The sequence below is a fragment of the Glutamicibacter sp. B1 genome, assembly GCF_039602135.1.
In the GTDB taxonomy this organism is placed as follows: domain Bacteria; phylum Actinomycetota; class Actinomycetes; order Actinomycetales; family Micrococcaceae; genus Glutamicibacter; species Glutamicibacter ectropisis.
On record NZ_CP125942.1, the window covers coordinates 2,730,262 to 2,747,813 of the forward strand.

Here is a 17,552-nt window from a genome sequence, read left to right on the forward strand (position 1 = left end):
TTGAGGGGCGGGGCAGCGTTAGCTAGGGCTCGACGATTTCAACAGTCAATGTGCCTGCACGCCATTTCGCGGTCATCTCTTGCGCCAACGCGTCGCTGGCTAGGGCCTGTTCAGGGGTCATAAAGTAGGTGTTGACGCGTAATTCTTGCTTGGGGTCAAGGTCCGGTGATAACAACACCATGGGTCGGCAACCTGGGATTTTGACTGCGTGGAAGAGTCCGCAGTGCCTCTCGACATGGTGGACCGGGCAGCACAGGGCTGCCGAGTGGATGTCGGTGCATCCGCCCCTCTCCCACGGATCAAGATGGTCCAGCTCGCAGCGTTCGACGGGCATGGCGCAGCCCGGATAAGCGCAGCCTTGATAGGCAGCACGGATCGTTCGGCCTTGGGCTTTGGTGAACAGTCGTTGGGTGCGTCCCAAGTCGAGTGGCAGAGATTTGCCATTAAGAATCACCGGATAGATTCCGGCATTGCACATAGCGGTGCGCGCTTCTCCCGGTGAGAGCATGAGCCCGGAGGAACTTACCGCGTAATTTGGTGCCCCTTGAAGCATTTTCTCGTAGTCCAATATGACACTGACCTGCGCGGTAGCTAGTCCCGCATGGTTGGATCCCGGTGGCTGGCCCGCTCGGTGATCGCTCGCTCGATGATCTTTGAGAAGTAGGGCCATGAGGCCGATGAGTCGTCGGCGTTCGGGTTTCAAGTCTTCCCAGGCTGGGGTGGATTCACCCCGAGTGCTTGCGGCCTCGACATCCGATTCCATTTCAGGTGGGTCCGTGTCTGGATCGGCATCTGGGTCGGCGGCAGAGTCCGGGTCCGTGTCTGGATCGGTGTCTGGGTTGGAGGCAGAGTCTTGTGCAGGTTCCGGAATAGGCGGGAGGTCGTCTTCTTCGCGGGCCCAGTCGGGTTTGGTGGAATCATCGTCCCACCCCTCGCCCTTTTCGCCGGTGATTTCAGCTTCAGCTTCCTGCAGACCTTGGCGGTCACCGGCCTGCGTGGCCGGGTTACCTGTGCCAGCGAAATGGGCCTCGATCACGGCGGCCTGGGAGGGAAGAACGCGCAGAATGTATTCGATCAACCCACGGCGGGTACCGCGTCGGAAGAGACCGACTTCGTCCAGCAGTGCTTTGAGCGGACGTTTACCGGCTTTGACCTGGGCGACCATGTTGGCGATGTGTTTGCGCGCAGATTTAGGGTCGCTGTGGATCAGTTGGTGGGCATCGGACTGCAGCTGCTGTTTTTGTTCCGCCCCGGCAGCACCGTCCGGCAAGTCCTTGCGGGTGGAGTGCAGTTTGAGTGCGGTGGCGGCCACCAGGCGCGGATCAAGGGCCGGATCGGCAAAGTCGGTGGCCAGTTCCGTCAGCCACGGGTCGATCGGCTGACCGGAATCGTCCACGCCGCCAATCAGGCAGTCGGCTTGAACCAGCCGATCGTGGGCGATGTTGCGCGGGATATCTAACCAGTCCTGCATGAAGGAACGGGCCGAGTGGAAGGCGGTGCGTCCGGCGGTGGTGTGGCCTTCCGCGGCGGCGAAGTTGGACTCGGTGGGCTCCGCGCCGGCTTGGGCGACGGCTTGCAGGGATGGTTGGTCGAGCTTGTGGGCACCGCTGCGGCGTACCGCATGGGCCATGTGGATTTGCGCACGGGCTTGTTCGGCACCCAACGCCTCGATCAGCATCCCAAAACAGGCCGCATGCCCGGGTGATAGTTGCGGGTCGCTGAGCACAGCGGTGGCCGAGGCGGTCAGTTCTGCCGCGACGGACAGATTCGCGAGGGCTTGGGCGGTGGCTGTGCTCATGTCCCCCAGAATGCCGGTGATCGAGGGGTCGGCCGCCGGTCCGGGATCGAACTGTGGATAACGCGAGGCACTCAGCCGTGCAAGCGGTACCAGAGCAGTGCCACCTGCAAGCTGGCGCGGGATTCGGCCGAGTCCAACCCCACGCCGAGTTTGGCTTCTAGTTTGGCCAGCCGGGCGTAGAGGGTGGGCCTTGAGAGGTAGCCTGCCTTGGCCAACGCGGACTTGTTGCCGCTGTGCGCGAGATAGAGTTCGAGCAGATCAAGGGCTGGTTCATCGAGGGGGTTGAGCAGTGCGCCGAGTTCGGCGTGGGCGAAAGTGCGCAGGCGAGGATCGTTGCCCATCGAGGAGAGCACCCCGCGCAGGCGCAGATCGGCGAAACGGTAATAGGGCCGGGCGCGGGTGGGCAGGTTCGGCACAATTTCAGCGACCTGGGAGGCCTGTTCGAGTCCGGCGATCGCGGTCGCGAGCGTACCTTCGGGGCCAATGCCGATAGCGACCGGATCGGTAAGTTGTTCGGCCAGCCGGCGGGTGAATCCTTGCAGGGTGGAGTCGGTCAGTTCGCGGGCGCGCACCGGGATGAGCAGCGCGAGGTAACCGGGTTTGAGCAGGCCAGCGAGGATGCCTAGGTGCAGGGTGTCAGCGAGCTGATCGAGCACTTCTAACAGGGCACGGTCAGCCAGTTGCGTTTCGGTGGCGCTGGCAGCGGCGGCGGTGGAGATGACCACGGGAACATAATAGGGCGCTGAGGCCAGGCCGAGGGCTTGGGTGCGAATGGCGAGTTCTTTTTCGCTGTACTGGTGTCCGGCGGCCAGTTCGTGCAGGGTCGCGGTGCGGGTTTGGTAGAGCAACTCCCGTTCGTCGCGCCCGGAAAGGCGGGCAATGGTCAGCGCCTGTCCGGCGCGCTCCAGGACCATCGCGGCCCGGTCGTCATCGGCCAGGTCGGCGGGGATGATGAGCCGGCCCCAGCGTCGCCGGGCAGCCCCTACCGGAGTTTGCAGCCAGTCTTCTGCCCCGGTGGCACGCCCGGTGTGCTCTAGGAAGCCGACAAATTTGGAGCGGTTGATCCAGTCTTCGAGCTGGGCTTGGGCGTGGGCGAGCACCCGGTGGCGGACATCTTCGAGCACTACCGGGGCGTTCAGCAGTTGCGCGGTGCTCGAAACGATCTGGGCTTCGTCGGCTTCGCTCAGGGACAGCTCGGTGTAGATTTCGTGCACGGTGCGCGAGAATTGCACGGCTTCGAGCTGTTGGGCCACGAGTAGTTGGTGAATGACCTCGGTGATCGCCACAAAGCGGGTGCGGCGGCGCAGGACGATGACCGGTAGGCCCAGATCTGAGGCGTTGATGCTGGTGCCACTGGTGTCTTCGATGATCACCGCGACCACCCCGGCACCACGCAGTGCGCTGATGAAGGCGCGCACGTCGTTGACATTGCGTAGCGTGCTGAGCACCAATTCGCCGCCGGAGAGAAGCTCGATATTTTCGCTGGATTCAGTGACGTGGACCCAGCGCAGCTCGGCATCTAGTCCGTCGGCACACAGGATTTGTGGTTCGGCGGCCTGCACTACCGGCAGTTCTAGCACTTCTCTCACCGTCAGCATTTTTTACACTCCGTCATAGATCCTGAATAAATCATGACACAGTGACCGTGTTCTAGCTCATAGTGATGACCCATGATGAAGACAAGCCAATGAAGATACGTCCATAAACGTGAAAGGACCCCACGATGAGCACCACGCTAACCGATACCCTGCAGCACTGGATCAACAACGCGGCCTATTCGGCCGATGAGCGCACCGGAAAAATCTACAACCCAGCCACCGGCGAGGTCGCCCGCACCGTGCAGTTGGCTTCCAAAGCCACCACCGAGGTAGCGATCGCCGCGGCCGCCGAAGCTTTCCCCAAGTGGCGGGATACTTCCTTGGCTCGTCGCACCGCCATCATGTTCAACTTCCGCCAGCTGTTGGCCGAACGCAAGGGCGAACTGGCAGCCATCATTACCGCTGAACACGGCAAGGTACTCGATGATGCACTGGGCGAAGTAGCCCGCGGACTAGAAGTAGTGGAATTGGCCTGCAACGCTCCCTACCTACTCAAGGGCGAATACTCGCAGAATGCTTCCACAGGGGTGGATGTTCAATCCTTGCGCCAGCCGGTCGGCGTTTCGGCGATCATCTCACCTTTCAATTTCCCGGCCATGGTGCCGCTGTGGTTCTTCCCCGTGGCGATCGCCGCCGGTAACGCGGTGGTGCTCAAGCCATCGGAGAAGGACCCCACCGCATCGATCTGGTTGGCACAGCTCTTCGCCGAAGCCGGCCTGCCCGAAGGCGTGCTGAATGTGGTGCACGGGGACAAGGAATCGGTGGACACCCTGCTCACCGATTCGCGCGTGAACTCGGTATCCTTTGTCGGATCCACCCCGATCGCCCAGTACGTCTACTCCACCGGCACCGCCCACGGTAAGCGCGTGCAAGCCTTCGGCGGCGCAAAGAACCACATGCTCGTTTTGCCAGATGCGGATCTGGATCTGGCAGCAGACATGGCCGTCAACGCCGGCTTCGGTGCGGCCGGCGAGCGCTGCATGGCAATCTCGGTGGTCGTAGCCTTGGAGTCGATGGCCGATGAACTGGTAGCAAAGATCGCCGAACGTGCCAAGACCCTGCGGGTGGGTGATGGAACCCGCGGTTGCGATATGGGACCGCTGATCACCGGGGAACACAAGGCCAAGGTGGCCGGCTACATCGACGCTGGTGTTGAAGCCGGCGCTGAACTGGTGATCGATGGTCGCACCGGCACCGTGGATGCTGAGGGTGAAGGCTTCTTCCTGCATCCGACGATGTTCGATAAGGTCGGCACCGACATGTCCATCTACACCGATGAGATCTTCGGCCCGGTCCTCTCGGTGGTGCGTGTGGACTCCTTCAACGAGGGGATCGAGATCATCAACTCCTCGCCTTATGGCAATGGCACCGCGATCTTCACCAATGACGGCGGGGCGGCCCGACGCTTTGAAGACGAGATCCAAGTGGGTATGGTCGGAGTGAACGTGCCGATCCCGGTACCGGTGGGTTACCACTCCTTCGGCGGTTGGAAGGCCTCGCTCTTTGGCGACCAGCACGCGTACGGACCGGAAGGCTTCAAGTTCTTTACCCGCAATAAGGTCGTGACCAAGCGCTGGCTAGACCCTAGCCACGGTGGCATCAACCTCGGCTTCCCACAGAACGACTAGGAATATCATGAGCGAGCAATTGACCGAAGAAATTACCAGCAAGCAGATCGCCGCCGGCCAGCGGGCCTACGAGCTGGATCGTGAACATGTCTTCCATTCCTGGCAGGCGCAGGGGCCATTTAGCCCCATGACGATCTTGAAGACCGAGGGATCCTACGTGTGGGACGGTGAGGGCAATAAGCTCATCGACCTCTCCAGCCAGTTGGTGAACACGAATATCGGACACCAGCATCCCAAGGTGATCGCAGCGATCCAGGAGCAGGCGGGCAAGATCGCGACCATCGCACCCCAGCACGTGAATGATGCACGCAGCGAAGCGGCCCGACTAATCGCCAAGCACACCCCAGGTGAGTTGAACAAGATCTTCTTCACCAATGGTGGAGCCGATGCGGTGGAGCATGCGGTACGGATGGCCCGGGTACATACCGGCAAGCACAAGGTGCTTTCGGCCTACCGTTCCTACCATGGCGGCACCCACCTGGCGGTGAATATCACCGGTGACCCACGGCGTTTTGCTTCGGATCATGCCAGTGACGGCGTGGTGCATTTCTTCCCTGCCTACCCATACCGTTCCTACTTCAATTCCACGAGCCTTGAGGAGGAGACCACTCGGGCGCTCAAGCACCTAGAGGACACGATTCTGCTCGAAGGCCCGGGAACCATCGCTGCGATCATCCTCGAGTCCATTCCGGGCACCGCGGGCATTTATCTGCCACCTCCCGGATACCTTGAGGGTGTGCGTGAGCTGACTAAGAAGCATGGCATCGTGTACATCGCCGATGAAGTGATGGCCGGGTTCGGGCGCAGTGGCGAATGGTTCGCGGTAAACCACTGGGACATCACCCCAGACCTGATGACCTTCGCCAAGGGAGTGAACTCCGGCTATGTTCCATTGGGCGGTGTGGCCATCAGCCCGGAAATCTTTGAAACCTTCCGTGAGAGGGTCTACCCCGGCGGGCTGACCTACTCTGGCCATCCCCTGGCCTGTGCTGCGGCGGTTGCCACCATCACCGCGATGGAGGATGAGGGCCTGGTCGAGAATGCCAAACGCTTGGGTGAGCAGATCATTGGCCCGCGCCTGGCGCAGTTCGCCAAGGATCACCCTTCGGTGGGTGAGGTCCGTGGAACCGGGGTGTTCTGGGCGATCGAACTGGTGAAAAACCGGGAGACTCGTGAACCGCTGGCGGCCTATGGCGGCAGCAGCCCCGAGATTAACCAGGTGGTTGGTGCAGCGAAGAAGGCAGGTCTACTCCCCTTCGCTAACTTCAACCGATTGCACGTGGTTCCGGCGATGAATATTGAGGACGAGGTACTGATCGAGGCACTAGATCGTCTGGAGCAGGCACTGATCGTCGCTGATAGTTTCGTCGAATAAAGCAGTGAACCGGCAGGATGGCCCCGAGCTATCCTGCCGGTTCTCTTTTGTGGCAGCACCAGAATGCTTTACGTAATGATCAGCTACCAGTGAACTCACGCACCAGTAGTTATGCGAGTTATGAAATACTGATCAACAAAGCATTTTGTGCCATCTGCGGGAGGACGACAGTAATTATGGTAAATGGTGCGCCAGTAGGCGATCCGTTCCAACCACATCTGGAATGGGGCCTGAAGGCTTCGTTCGTTGGTTATATTTCTTCTCTGGCTGATGGTCGTATCGAAGCAAGCAACGGTGTGTGGCAGGCGGGCAATTCGTTGGTCTTCCCCGCCTCACCGGCTACTGATGTTCCTGATAATGAGGTCTGGTTCAAGGGCAATGTTTCCTTCTCCGGGCACGGGGGCATGATGAAACTTGAGTTGAACGAACCTCGCGTGGAAAACCACGGGGAAACCATCACGCTGACCATTGATACTGCCAATGATCGCGTTGCTATCGCTGAGCTGACCGAAACCACCGTGTCTCGGGCCTTCGGCTTGATCAAGACCCGTTTTTCGGCGGTCCTTACCGAAGAAGGCTCAAAACTATTCAACGGACAGTACCCAGCAGGCCAGCAGCTCGAAGATCTGGAAATCGTACTTCGCGGCTAGCACGCCCGAGCGTCGCTACGAACGCTCAAGCAACACGTCCGATAAATAGTGAGGGGCTTCGCTCGTGAACCCATTAGTACCTAATGCCTACGAACTGATCGTTTTCTATATTCTTCCGGTGCTTTTTGTCGTTGCCCTCGCAGTGGTCATCCTCGTGGTGCTGCGAAATCGAAAATCAGCACCCTTGGAGTTCCTCTCCGAAGATGAGAACGACTCAAACGAGCAACAGTAATCGAAAAACATATGGCTGAGGCCAACACCGAATATCTGGTGTTGGCCTCAGCCATATGTTCACGCAGAGACTTATCGTCCGCTGGATGAGGGTTAGTTACTGGCGCGAGAACTCTGAGGCACGAGCGACCTGCTCGTCGCTCAGTGAGTGTCCGGTGTACTTCTCAAATTGGGCAGCGGCCTGCAAAGCAATAACTTCAGCTCCGGTAATCACCGGCTTGCCCGCCTTCTGAGCAGCAATAATCAGTGGTGTCTGGCTAGGGAATGCGACAACATCAAAGACGGCTTCAGCTGCAGCGATGTGTTCGTCGGTAAAGGACTGCACCTCAGACTGTGCACCGTTCATGCCCAAAGGAGTCACGTTCACCAAGATCTGATGCCCCGGGGCAGGATTTGAAGTCGCGGACTTGTAGTTATACTTATCCGCCAACTCCTGTCCAGCTTTTTCATTGCGTGCCAGGACGGTGAGATCCTCGAATCCAGCTTCGCGGAAAGCTGCGACAACGGCCTTGGCCATACCGCCGGATCCGCGCACCAAGACGCTGTGCTGGGTGTTCAGTTCGTGACGGGCAATCAGCGTAGCAATGGCCTCAAAGTCAGTGTTCGAAGCGACCAAACGCCCATCGACGTTCACAATCGTGTTCACCGAATCAATTGCGGCTGCCGAAGTTTCAATCTCGTCGACCAGTTTCATCACGTCTTCTTTAAACGGCATGGAAACAGAACAACCGCGAATGCCCAGGGCCCGCACACCAGCGATGGCACCTGAAAGATCCTCGGTGGAGAACGCCTTGTAGATGAAATTGAGTCCAAGTTCTTCGTAGAGGAAGTTGTGGAACCGGGTCCCGATATTTGAGGGGCGCCCCGATAGCGAGATGCACAGGGTCATGTCTTTATTCAAAATGGGCACGAGTAGTCCTCCAAAGCGTGTTTGCGGTTCATCCCCAAATATACGTCGCAACAGATCTATGACCTATGTATTGCATGCCGACGCATGGCGAAGTTACCGGTGTCTTTTCTGCGCGAAGTCATTCAGATATGCTCTGGATTCATGAGTGAAATACGTGATGGTGGACCGTTTTATCACGGGACGAAGGCTAAGTTAGTCCCGGGTGATCTGCTCACTGCGGGGTTCCCCTCGAATTACCGCCCAGAGGTCATCATGAACCATATCTATTTCACCGCGTTATCTGATGGTGCAGGGTTGGCGGCTCAGATCGCAGCAATTGACGGTAGCCCGCACGTCTATGAAGTGGAGCCCACCGGCGACTTTGAGGATGACCCCAACGTCACGGACAAGAAGTTCCCTGGCAATCCTACGCGCTCATATCGCAGTGCCAGTGCATTGAAAGTCATCCGTGAAATTCACGATTGGAAGCGGATTTCGGACGAAGAATTACAAGGCTGGCGCGATCGCATTGCAAGGATTAACGAAAGTTCGCGTGGAGAGATCATCAACTAAAACAATGACGGCGGTGTTCGACGGACCGATTATGGTCCTTCGAACACCGCCGATTATTCCGATAATTCCTAAGTACTAGCCTTTAATGATCTGAGGCTGGGCTAGGGCCTTGAGCCCATCAAGACCGAATTCCAGACCATAACCCGACTGCTTGGCTCCACCGAAGGGAACCCGTGGGTCAATGGTGCCGTGAGAGTTGATCCATACGGTTCCTGACTCAATTTGGGCTGCCACTTCTAGGGCCTTCGCCCGGTCGCTGCTCCATACTGACGCTCCGAGTCCAACGTCCAAGGAGTTAGCCAGTTCAACGGCTTCTTCGCTGTTCTTGACCTTGATGATTGGCAATGCTGGGCCGAACTGTTCTTCGGTCACCAATGGATTATCTGGTGCGATGTCGGAGATGAGCGTTGTGGGATAGAAGTACCCTGGGGCTTGATCATCTGGGTTTGCGCCAAGAAGTACGGTGGCGCCCGAATTCACGGCGTCGGCGACGAGGTCAGCGACGATGTCGTATTGGGCTTTGTTTTGTAGTGGACCAAGGACGTTGTTTTCGTCCAGTCCGACACCCATCGGCATAGCCTTGGCGACAGCGGTAAGCTCGGTGCACACTTCGTCGTAGATTGATTCAGGTACGTAGAGTCGCTTCAGCGCTGCGCACGTCTGTCCGGTATTAATGAAGGCGCCCCAGAACAGGTCTTGAGCGATGGCTTTCGGATCGGCATCTTCGAGCACAATGCCTGCGTCGTTGCCGCCCAGTTCCATGGTCAGTCTCTTCACCGTGTCGGCGGAGGAACGGATGATTGCTTTACCGGTTCTGGTGGATCCGGTGAACATGATCTTGGCGATGTCAGGATGGCCAGAAAGTTTCTCGCCGACGTCTCGTCCGCCAGCGGCTACCTGCAGTACATCTGCTGGGAGTACTTCGTTCAGGACATGTACCAGTGCCAGCACAGACAGTGGGGTGTATTCGCTGGGCTTCATCACCACGGTGTTGCCCATCCGCAATGAAGGGGCGAGCTGCCAGATGGAAATCATCATTGGCCAGTTCCACGGTCCAATGGCACCAACGACGCCCAACGCGCGATAGTGCTTGGCGGCGTAGGTTTCTCCGTCGTCAACCACGACTTCTGGTTCCACTTCATAGGCGGTCGCAGCACGCAACCATGAGGCGGCTCCCCCGACTTCGAAGCGAGCATTTGGACCGTTCAGTGGCTTGCCTTGTTCACGGGAGAGCAGCTCGGCTAGTGCTTCTGCGTTGGCTTCAATATTGTCGGCAGCCGCATTCAGCAACCGCTTGCGTTCTTCGTGTCCTAGTTTGTCCCAACCTGGTTGTGCCGCTTTGGCACTGGCTACCGCGGCATCGAGGTCCTCACCGGTTTTTTGGGCGACTCGACCTACGAGTTCTCCGGTCGCAGGATCATAAATTTCGGTTCCGCCGGTGGCGGGCTGGATCGCTTCGAGTAGGGCTTGAGCGTTGGCGTAGGCCATGGTGCAACTCCTTTGTGCTTGAGATTTTTTATGAAACGGATAATTCGGATGCTGGTTGAGTTTCCTTGCGCTTTGCTCGAACTATCAAGGCGGCCAACGATCCCAAAATTCCGGGGATGATGACGATGCCTTGTAGTACGTATCCCAGCGCACCTGGTTCTTCAACGCCGAGCAAGATATCGAAGTTGATGATGATTTGTGCGAAAACATAGAACAGGGCGATGCCTGAGATGAGCGGTGCGATGACTCGGGTTATCAGTGAGTCGCTGGTTTTGTTCCGGGCAAAATATCCGATGACAGCGAAGGACGTCAGTGCCATGAGCAAGACGAGTCCAAAAGCTGCTGAGTTGGTCATCCAGGTGAACATCGTGAACACGATATACATTGGTTCTTCACCACGTGAGATCACTGCGAAGACGACGATGACCACTAGTCCGAGCACAGATTGTGCCATCGATCCGGCGATTGGAGCATGAGTGGTTCGAGAGGTGACGGCCAAGAATTTTGGTAGGGCGCCGCCTCGTCCCATGGAGTAGAAGTAGCGGGCAATGACATTGTGGAATGCCAGTAGTGCGGCGAAGAGACTAGTAATAAATAGAATGTTCGCCAAGTCCACGAACCAGGTAGGGGCATGCGCAGCGAAGAAGACAAAGAGTAGATCGGGGCCATTTTCAGCCGAGGAAGCCATCACATTATCTGCGCCTTCACCAACAGCAACGGCGAAGGCCGAGAAGGCGTAGAAGCAAGCAATGATGACAATGGCAATCATCGTGGCACGACGTGCGGTGCGCTGCGGATCCTTTACTTCTTCGTTGTAGATGGTTCCTGATTCAAAGCCCATAAAAGCGGCAATGGTAAATGCGACCACTGCTCCCATACCTGGGGCTACTGCATCAGCGATGTTGAAAGCAGCTTCGGGTTGTGGGGCTTGTGGCGCCAAGGCGAAGGCCATGAAGTTGTAAACAACGACAACAAGGAATTCGGCGGCGACGATAATTCCAAGAACCTTAACCGAGAAGTCCACTCGGTTCATGCCGAGGAACCCGACGGCGGCCCAAGCTACAAGTGCTGTAACCCACCATGGGATTGCGGTGTTGAAAGTCGAGTTCACAAAGGAAGAAGCGGCGAACCCGAACATTCCATAGATGCCAATTTGCATGAGGTTGTAGCTGACCAATGCCACCATTGCAGCGCCAACGCCAAAGACTCTTCCTAGGCCTTCAGCCACGTAGGCGTAGAAAGCGCCAGCGTTGGGAATGTGCCGACTCATGGCGGTGTAACCAATGCTGAAAACCAGAAGTACTGCACCTATCAGCAGGAAGGACAGCGGTACAGAGCTCATGCCGGTCACGGCGTAGTTTGTTGTGACGCCACCGGCAACTGCGGTCAGTGGAGCACTTGCCGCAATGATCATGACCACCAACGCTGGCACCGATAAGGTGCGCTGTTCCAGTGCCATAAGTTCCCCCAAAGATATAAGTTGTGCTCTCTAGGATCTCTAGCACCGCTGATTTCGTGTTGTCATTGGGTGCAGGCTCATTGCCTCCCAGCGCACGAGTGTGCGCCAAGTCTCACTACTGCGAACGGTACTTGCCGGGAGTGCAACCAAACTCTTTGGAGAACATGCGACTGAAACCCGCAGCATCGGCGATACCTACGCGAGCGCCAATGGTCTGAACTGAGAGGGCTGACAGTAAAGGGTCACGCAATAAACGTGATGCCTCGGTTAGCCGGCGGTGGCGAATCAGTGCAGCAACACTGTAGGGCTGGTTTTCAAACAACGAATGCAAAGTGCGAACCGAGATGAAGTGGGCCGCAGCGATTTGAGCGGGATCTAGTTCGACGTCACCCAGGTGATGATCGATGTAGGCAGTGATCTTTTCGCGTTGCCTAGATTTAGTATCAGCAACTGTTTCCAGGCCAAGAACTCCACCCAGTGCGGTAGCGAGGAGATCAACGGTATTTCGCGCCAAAGGATAACCACCAAACTCATCCCATTGAGCCAAGTTAGTTCCTAAGTGGTTCATCAACGGTGCAACAGTTCCAGATAATGGATGGTTACTTTTCAGCGCTAGAGCCGTCACCTGCCCGACCTGTTCAGTGGACAACCGAAATTGGTGATGAGGTATGAGGGCAACAATGATCGTGGCTGGCTTCTCAAAGGCCAATGTATAGGGGCGCTGGGTGTCATAGATAGCCAAGTCCCCGGGCGCTAGAACGGTCTCGCGTCCGTCTTGAAGTAGCAATCCGTACCCATCAAGCTGGTAGGAGACTTTGTAGAATTCACCGTCGCCGCTGTTGGTGAGGTCGGTGGTTCGTTGCACCGCGTGAGGGCGAGCGTTGATTCGCATCAGTCCGATATCGCCGAGCATATTCATGCCTAGCGATGCTGAGAAATGACCACCGGTGACCTGTTCACTTCGAAGCTGTACGAAAGCGTCAGAAATAAGCCGAGACCACGCCGTAAACGAATCAACGTGCTGGATTTGATACATACGTTCCCTCCCCATAACGCCCACATAAAGTGCTAGGCGTCACACTTGAGGGTACGCTCGGGAACACGGATTGTCACTATTTTCTGCAACCCGAGAAAATCGTTTTGTAACCTACCGGCTCAACGTAGCCAGTAGCTCCAGCTGGTACTGCAACTGCTGCTCCAATAGTGGCGCAGTGTTCACTTCGGCATCCAATACGCTGCCCACTTGGGCACCCATGAGGAAGCTGATCATTGAATCACGTGCCATTTGCACATGGTTGTTTTCATTACTGAAGACTTGCTTGAGCCAGTCATCGAGCATCGTACGCCAATGATCCATGGTTGCTGCATTGACCTCGGCTAATTTCAGATCCCCCAGGGCCAGGTGCCAAAAATGAACGGCAATGCGCGCTTCATTTCTACGCAACTCATCTAGCGGGAGCACTTCGCGCGCGAAAGCTTGAATCGCCTCCAACCCCTGAAGTTCGGCCGTGTTCTTTTGAATTCGCCGGTTCGTAGCGTCAGCGACATAGTTGAAGGTCGCCACCAGCAGCGCGTCGCGTGTTGGGAAGTAGGGCTTAAAGGCCCCATTGGCATACCCGGCCGCAGCTGACAAGTCACGAAGGTTCATTTTGTCGATGCCCTCGCGGGCAATGAACCGCCAGGTGACCTCTACGATCTCTTTCCGACGCTGGTCATGATCAACGATTTTTGGCATGACACAAGAGTATCTATTTTTAGTTTCTTCACCCCAAAGGGTTGCGCAATACTGAACGCCTCCGTATTCTCTACATCCATAGAATAATAATTGACGTAGGTCACACATTCGAAGGAGTCTGGCGCATGCCCATCCAAGAGACCACAGATTTCACTTTGCTCAGCGAAGCAGAAATTACCCTGACTAAAGAGCTCCTGGTCGAGAATCGCCTTTTCGGTGAGAACACGCGTATCGCCTACCTCGGACTCGAAGACCCGCAGGAATCACGCCCCGGCCGATTTGTCCGCATCATGCTCCTGGACAAGCTCACCAATTCGCCACAGGACATCGTCCTGAACTTGAGCGAGCGCAGCGTAGTATCTGTGCTCAACCTTGCCCCCTCAAAAGTGGGGCAAATGCCGGTATTGCTTGAAGAGTTCGAAATGGTTGAATCCATTCTCAGCACGGATCCACAATGGTCTGCCGCCCTAGCCAAACGCGATCTGGTACCTTCCCAGGTCCGGGTTGCGCCACTTTCCGCCGGTGTCTATGACAATGAATACCCCGACGAATCAGGACGCCGCATCCTGCGTGGGCTGGCCTTCCGACAGGACTTTGCCGAAGACTCCGCGTGGGCTCACCCGGTCGATGGACTCGTCGTTTACATCGACACCATCGCCCAGAAGGTCGACCGCCTCCTGGATCTTGACATCGTCCCAGTGCCTGAAACTCACGGTAACTACACCGACCCGGACCTCACTGGCCCGATTCGCACCACGCAAAAGCCCATCGAAATCACTCAGCCCGAGGGCGTGAGCTTCACCGTCACCGAGGGCAATCACGTCGAGTGGGAAAAGTGGTCCCTTGATGTTGGCTTTGATATGCGTGAAGGTTTGGTGCTCTACAACATCGGGTTCAACGACAAGGGCGTAAACCGACGCATTTTGGATCGCGCTTCGATCGCTGAAATGGTGGTCCCTTACGGCGACCCTTCACCGGTGCGTAGCTGGCAAAACTACTTCGACACCGGCGAGTACCTCATCGGTCGCCTGGCAAATTCGCTGGAACTCGGCTGCGATTGCTTAGGCGAAATTCACTACATCTCCCCTGTTGTCACCGACGCAGATGGCAACGCCCAAACGATCACCAACGGTATCTGCATGCACGAGGAAGATGCATCCATTCTCTCCAAGCATGCTGATGATTGGTCTGGTGTGAAATACACGCGACGCAACCGCCGCTTGGTGATCAGCTTCTTCACCACCGTGGGCAACTACGACTACGGCTTCTACTGGTACCTCTACCTCGATGGCACCATCGAATTTGAGGCGAAGGCTACGGGCATCGTTTTCACCTCGGCGATGCTCGATGATCGCTTCGCATCCGAAATGGCACCCGGCCTTGGCGCTCCTTTCCATCAGCACATTTTTGGAGCCCGCCTGGACTTCGCCCTAGATTCCGGCCCTAGCCGGGTCATCGAAGAAGAGGCCGTTCGGCTACCCATCAGTGACGAGAATCCTCGAGGCAATGCCTTTACCCGCAGCCACACCGTCTTAGCTACTGAACAGCAAGCGGTACGCGAGAATAACCTCAACGCTGGCCGCACCTGGGTAGTAACTAACCCCGAATCAAAGAACTACTTGGGCAAGCCGGTAGGCTACAAGCTCATGTCCCAAGGACTGCCCACGTTGCTCGCCGCGGAGGGGTCCTCGATCCACCGCCGTGCCGAGTTCGCCTCGAAGGCACTTTGGGTGACCAAACGCGATGCGGCGCACCGCTACCCCACCGGTGACTTCGTGAATCAAAATCCTGGCGTTGACGGAATCGGCTCATGGATCGAGGATGACAAGAATATCGATGGCGAGCAGATTAGCCTCTGGCATACCTTCGCGTTGACACATTTCCCGCGCACCGAGGACTGGCCAATGATGCCGGTCGACACTGTCGGCTTCACCATCCGCCCCGAAGGGTTCTTTGATCGTTCCCCCGTGCTCGACGTTCCTGCACCTGCTGCACACGGTTGTTGCTCAACTCAGGCTTCCGATGGCTGTTGCGGCAATAACGACTAGCGATTCCCGGCGGCCATTGTCTGCACATCGCGTGCTCGGATTGGCCGCCGGAGGCTTAGCCCTCCTCCATGTGTTTGCGCTGATCCTTCTTCCACATTCACTGTGGTGGATGGCGTTGTTGGTAGTGATGACGCTGTGGTGTGGCAAATGCGCGTGGGGCGTTTGGCAGGGCGCTGCACCCCAGAAATTATTGGTCATGAGCGCGGTCATGGGAATGCTTCATGTTGTGATGGCGCTGGGTATGCCGTGGCTGGGTACCCATCATCATTCAGCTACGGCGCATGCCTCGATGCACGGGAGTCTCATGTTGCTCATGGCGGTGGGCGAATTTGTTGTCATGTTCTTCGCTGCTCTCCTTGGCCATGCTCAGCACCGAGGCTCGTCGCATTGTTGATTTCTATTGACAGGTGAATATCCGCAGGATTAGATAAGTAATGAATTACATTCAATTTGCGGGTATCTTGCTGAGAAGAGGGATAAGCCTTGATCGCCGTCTGGCTCTCAACTGGCATCCTGTGTGCCCAGCAAACCACAAAACCTCAAGGCCCCATGGTCGTTCCTTTGACTCAATAGCTCGTTTACAACTCAGCTATTGATCAAGGAAAGAAACCATGGGTACCCAATATCAACTCACTTTTGATCGCCATGAATCTGAAGTGTCTTCAGAACTCATTGCACAATCGCTGGAATCAGCAAAACACATAAGTTACTGGCTGGATCACGAACAACGCCCAGAACCTCATGCGTCGCTGCATGGTTCTATCACCACTGACCTACTTATCGTTGGTGGCGGATATACCGGGTTATGGACCGCCCTGCAGGCCAAAGAACGAGACCCACAACGACAGGTAATCCTCATTGAAGGCCAGCGCATTGGCTGGGCGGCTTCTGGACGAAACGGCGGATTCTGCGAAGCTTCGCTCGTTCATGGAGAAGCTAACGGCGAAAACCACCTGCCCAAGGAAAATGCGTTGCTCACGCAGCTTGGCGCACAAAACCTCGATGAAATCGAGGCCACGATCCAGAAGTACTCTATGGATGTCGATTTTGTGCGGCAGGGCGTACTCAACGTTGCTACCGAAGCGCATCAGGTATCGTGGGCGGCCGAAGAGTCCGTGGCGCCAGGGGTGGACTTCCTTGATGAGCAGCAAGTTAAATCCGTCATCAACTCACCTGATTTTTTGGCTGGAGCATTGGACCACCAGTCCACCGCGCTGGTTCACCCCGCCAAGTTAGCGTGGGAACTTGCGCGGGTTTGTCGCCAACTCGGCGTAGAAATCTACGAACATACCCACGCGTTAGAACTTCGAGATGCCGACAAGGGAGTAGTAGTACTCACTGCTGACGGCCAGATCACGGCAAATCGCGTGGCCTTGGCAACCAATGTTTTCCCTTCGCTATTGGCTCGCCATCGATCCGGCATCATCCCGGTCTACGACTACGCGTTGATGACCGAACCGCTCTCCGCAGAACAGCGCAAAGCGATCGGTTGGGAGAAGATGGTTGGTCTAGCCGACATGAATAACCGATTCCACTATTCGCGGCCAACGATTGATGCTGAAGGACATTTCAGAATCCTCTATGGCGGTTACGATGCCCTCTACCATTTCGGTAGAAAAGTACGCTCCAGCTACGACAATAATCCGCCGACATTCAACAAGTTAGCTGCCCACTTCTTTGGAAGTTTCCCTCAGCTGACCGAGGTGAAATTTTCCCATGCTTGGGGTGGGGCCATCGATACCTGCTCGCGCTTCTTCTCCTTCTTCGATCTCACCCACGGTGGCAAGGTTGCCTACTGTGCAGGATTTACTGGCCTAGGTGTAGGCGCAACACGTTTCGGTGCCAAGGTCATGCTGGACCTGCTCTCTGGTCAGAAAACTGAACTCACAGAGCTGGAAATGGTTCGCACCAAACCCATTGCTTTCCCGCCAGAGCCTGCAGCCTGGCTGGGAGTCAAGGTCATGACAAATCAGCTGATCAAGGCTGATCACAATGAAGGAAAACGCCCCCTGTTCTTGAAGCTCATGGACAAGATCGGGATGGGGTTCGATTCCTAATGACAAAATCACTCACCAATTGA

15 protein-coding genes are annotated in these 17,552 nt (G+C 56.6%); 8 read left to right on the plus strand and 7 right to left on the minus strand.

The window, feature by feature from the left end; genetic code table 11:
- Nucleotides 1-22 precede the first annotated feature (22 nt).
- The gene (locus QMQ05_RS12840) at nucleotides 23-1,798 is read right to left on the minus strand and encodes an HNH endonuclease signature motif containing protein (protein ID WP_345470576.1); all 1,776 of its coding nucleotides are present in this window, start codon (nucleotides 1,796-1,798) and stop codon (nucleotides 23-25) included.
- A 71-nt stretch (nucleotides 1,799-1,869) separates the two neighbouring features.
- Nucleotides 1,870-3,387, minus strand: coding sequence for a PucR family transcriptional regulator (locus tag QMQ05_RS12845; protein WP_345470578.1), 1,518 nt, complete (start codon nucleotides 3,385-3,387; stop codon nucleotides 1,870-1,872).
- A gap of 134 nt (nucleotides 3,388-3,521) precedes the next feature.
- Here QMQ05_RS12845 and QMQ05_RS12850 point away from each other — a divergent pair, with 134 nt between their 5' ends.
- The 4 genes from QMQ05_RS12850 (at nucleotide 3,522) to QMQ05_RS12865 (ending at nucleotide 7,281) form a co-directional block, all read left to right on the plus strand.
- The gene (locus tag QMQ05_RS12850) at nucleotides 3,522-5,024 is read left to right on the plus strand and encodes a CoA-acylating methylmalonate-semialdehyde dehydrogenase (protein ID WP_345470579.1); all 1,503 of its coding nucleotides are present in this window, start codon (nucleotides 3,522-3,524) and stop codon (nucleotides 5,022-5,024) included.
- 7 nt (nucleotides 5,025-5,031) lie between these two features.
- Complete coding sequence (locus tag QMQ05_RS12855; RefSeq protein WP_345470580.1) at nucleotides 5,032-6,399, plus strand: aspartate aminotransferase family protein; 1,368 nt, start codon at nucleotides 5,032-5,034, stop codon at nucleotides 6,397-6,399.
- Nucleotides 6,400-6,575: 176 nt separating this feature from the next.
- Complete coding sequence (locus QMQ05_RS12860) at nucleotides 6,576-7,049, plus strand: HtaA domain-containing protein (protein WP_058256751.1); 474 nt, start codon at nucleotides 6,576-6,578, stop codon at nucleotides 7,047-7,049.
- A gap of 64 nt (nucleotides 7,050-7,113) precedes the next feature.
- A complete protein-coding gene (locus tag QMQ05_RS12865; protein ID WP_345470583.1) occupies nucleotides 7,114-7,281 on the plus strand; it encodes a hypothetical protein in 168 nt (55 codons plus the stop codon).
- A gap of 96 nt (nucleotides 7,282-7,377) precedes the next feature.
- Here QMQ05_RS12865 and QMQ05_RS12870 read toward each other — a convergent pair whose 3' ends face one another.
- On the minus strand, nucleotides 7,378-8,190 hold the full coding sequence (locus QMQ05_RS12870) for a shikimate 5-dehydrogenase (RefSeq protein WP_345470585.1): 813 nt from the start codon (nucleotides 8,188-8,190) through the stop codon (nucleotides 7,378-7,380).
- Nucleotides 8,191-8,331: 141 nt separating this feature from the next.
- Between QMQ05_RS12870 and arr the strand changes: the two genes are divergently transcribed.
- Nucleotides 8,332-8,742, plus strand: coding sequence for an NAD(+)--rifampin ADP-ribosyltransferase (arr, locus tag QMQ05_RS12875; RefSeq protein WP_345470587.1), 411 nt, complete (start codon nucleotides 8,332-8,334; stop codon nucleotides 8,740-8,742).
- A gap of 75 nt (nucleotides 8,743-8,817) precedes the next feature.
- On the opposite strand, the gene QMQ05_RS12880 is transcribed toward arr, so the two are convergent.
- The 4 genes from QMQ05_RS12880 to QMQ05_RS12895 all read right to left on the minus strand — a co-directional run bounded on the left by QMQ05_RS12880 (nucleotide 8,818) and on the right by QMQ05_RS12895 (nucleotide 13,424).
- The gene (locus tag QMQ05_RS12880) at nucleotides 8,818-10,230 is read right to left on the minus strand and encodes an aldehyde dehydrogenase family protein (protein ID WP_345470589.1); all 1,413 of its coding nucleotides are present in this window, start codon (nucleotides 10,228-10,230) and stop codon (nucleotides 8,818-8,820) included.
- A 28-nt stretch (nucleotides 10,231-10,258) separates the two neighbouring features.
- Nucleotides 10,259-11,689: an APC family permease gene (locus QMQ05_RS12885; protein ID WP_345470591.1), complete on the minus strand. Its 1,431-nt coding sequence runs from the start codon at nucleotides 11,687-11,689 to the stop codon at nucleotides 10,259-10,261.
- 115 nt (nucleotides 11,690-11,804) lie between these two features.
- Nucleotides 11,805-12,725: a helix-turn-helix domain-containing protein gene (locus QMQ05_RS12890; protein ID WP_345470593.1), complete on the minus strand. Its 921-nt coding sequence runs from the start codon at nucleotides 12,723-12,725 to the stop codon at nucleotides 11,805-11,807.
- A gap of 111 nt (nucleotides 12,726-12,836) precedes the next feature.
- Nucleotides 12,837-13,424 (minus strand): TetR/AcrR family transcriptional regulator, encoded by a 588-nt coding sequence (locus tag QMQ05_RS12895; RefSeq protein WP_345470595.1) that lies wholly within the window; start codon nucleotides 13,422-13,424, stop codon nucleotides 12,837-12,839.
- A 125-nt stretch (nucleotides 13,425-13,549) separates the two neighbouring features.
- Here QMQ05_RS12895 and QMQ05_RS12900 point away from each other — a divergent pair, with 125 nt between their 5' ends.
- The 3 genes from QMQ05_RS12900 to QMQ05_RS12910 all read left to right on the plus strand — a co-directional run bounded on the left by QMQ05_RS12900 (nucleotide 13,550) and on the right by QMQ05_RS12910 (nucleotide 17,529).
- On the plus strand, nucleotides 13,550-15,472 hold the full coding sequence (locus QMQ05_RS12900; RefSeq protein ID WP_345470597.1) for a primary-amine oxidase: 1,923 nt from the start codon (nucleotides 13,550-13,552) through the stop codon (nucleotides 15,470-15,472).
- A gap of 16 nt (nucleotides 15,473-15,488) precedes the next feature.
- Nucleotides 15,489-15,866, plus strand: coding sequence for a hypothetical protein (locus QMQ05_RS12905; RefSeq protein WP_345470599.1), 378 nt, complete (start codon nucleotides 15,489-15,491; stop codon nucleotides 15,864-15,866).
- A 217-nt stretch (nucleotides 15,867-16,083) separates the two neighbouring features.
- A complete protein-coding gene (locus QMQ05_RS12910) occupies nucleotides 16,084-17,529 on the plus strand; it encodes an NAD(P)/FAD-dependent oxidoreductase (RefSeq protein WP_345470600.1) in 1,446 nt (481 codons plus the stop codon).
- Nucleotides 17,530-17,552 lie beyond the last annotated feature (23 nt).

What these genes read in the sequence shown, in the direction of transcription:
- QMQ05_RS12855 (WP_345470580.1), top strand. Translation starts at nt 5,032, where the DNA reads ATGAGCGAGCAATTGACCGAAGAAATTACCAGCAAGCAGATCGCCGCC.
- QMQ05_RS12860 (WP_058256751.1), top strand. Translation starts at nt 6,576, where the DNA reads ATGGTAAATGGTGCGCCAGTAGGCGATCCGTTCCAACCACATCTGGAA.
- QMQ05_RS12880 (WP_345470589.1), bottom strand. Translation starts at nt 10,230, where the DNA reads ATGGCCTACGCCAACGCTCAAGCCCTACTCGAAGCGATCCAGCCCGCC.
- QMQ05_RS12910 (WP_345470600.1), top strand. Translation starts at nt 16,084, where the DNA reads ATGGGTACCCAATATCAACTCACTTTTGATCGCCATGAATCTGAAGTG.
- arr (WP_345470587.1), top strand. Translation starts at nt 8,332, where the DNA reads ATGAGTGAAATACGTGATGGTGGACCGTTTTATCACGGGACGAAGGCT.
- QMQ05_RS12885 (WP_345470591.1), bottom strand. Translation starts at nt 11,689, where the DNA reads ATGGCACTGGAACAGCGCACCTTATCGGTGCCAGCGTTGGTGGTCATG.
- QMQ05_RS12850 (WP_345470579.1), top strand. Translation starts at nt 3,522, where the DNA reads ATGAGCACCACGCTAACCGATACCCTGCAGCACTGGATCAACAACGCG.
- QMQ05_RS12890 (WP_345470593.1), bottom strand. Translation starts at nt 12,725, where the DNA reads ATGTATCAAATCCAGCACGTTGATTCGTTTACGGCGTGGTCTCGGCTT.
- QMQ05_RS12840 (WP_345470576.1), bottom strand. Translation starts at nt 1,798, where the DNA reads ATGAGCACAGCCACCGCCCAAGCCCTCGCGAATCTGTCCGTCGCGGCA.
- QMQ05_RS12900 (WP_345470597.1), top strand. Translation starts at nt 13,550, where the DNA reads ATGCCCATCCAAGAGACCACAGATTTCACTTTGCTCAGCGAAGCAGAA.
- QMQ05_RS12895 (WP_345470595.1), bottom strand. Translation starts at nt 13,424, where the DNA reads ATGCCAAAAATCGTTGATCATGACCAGCGTCGGAAAGAGATCGTAGAG.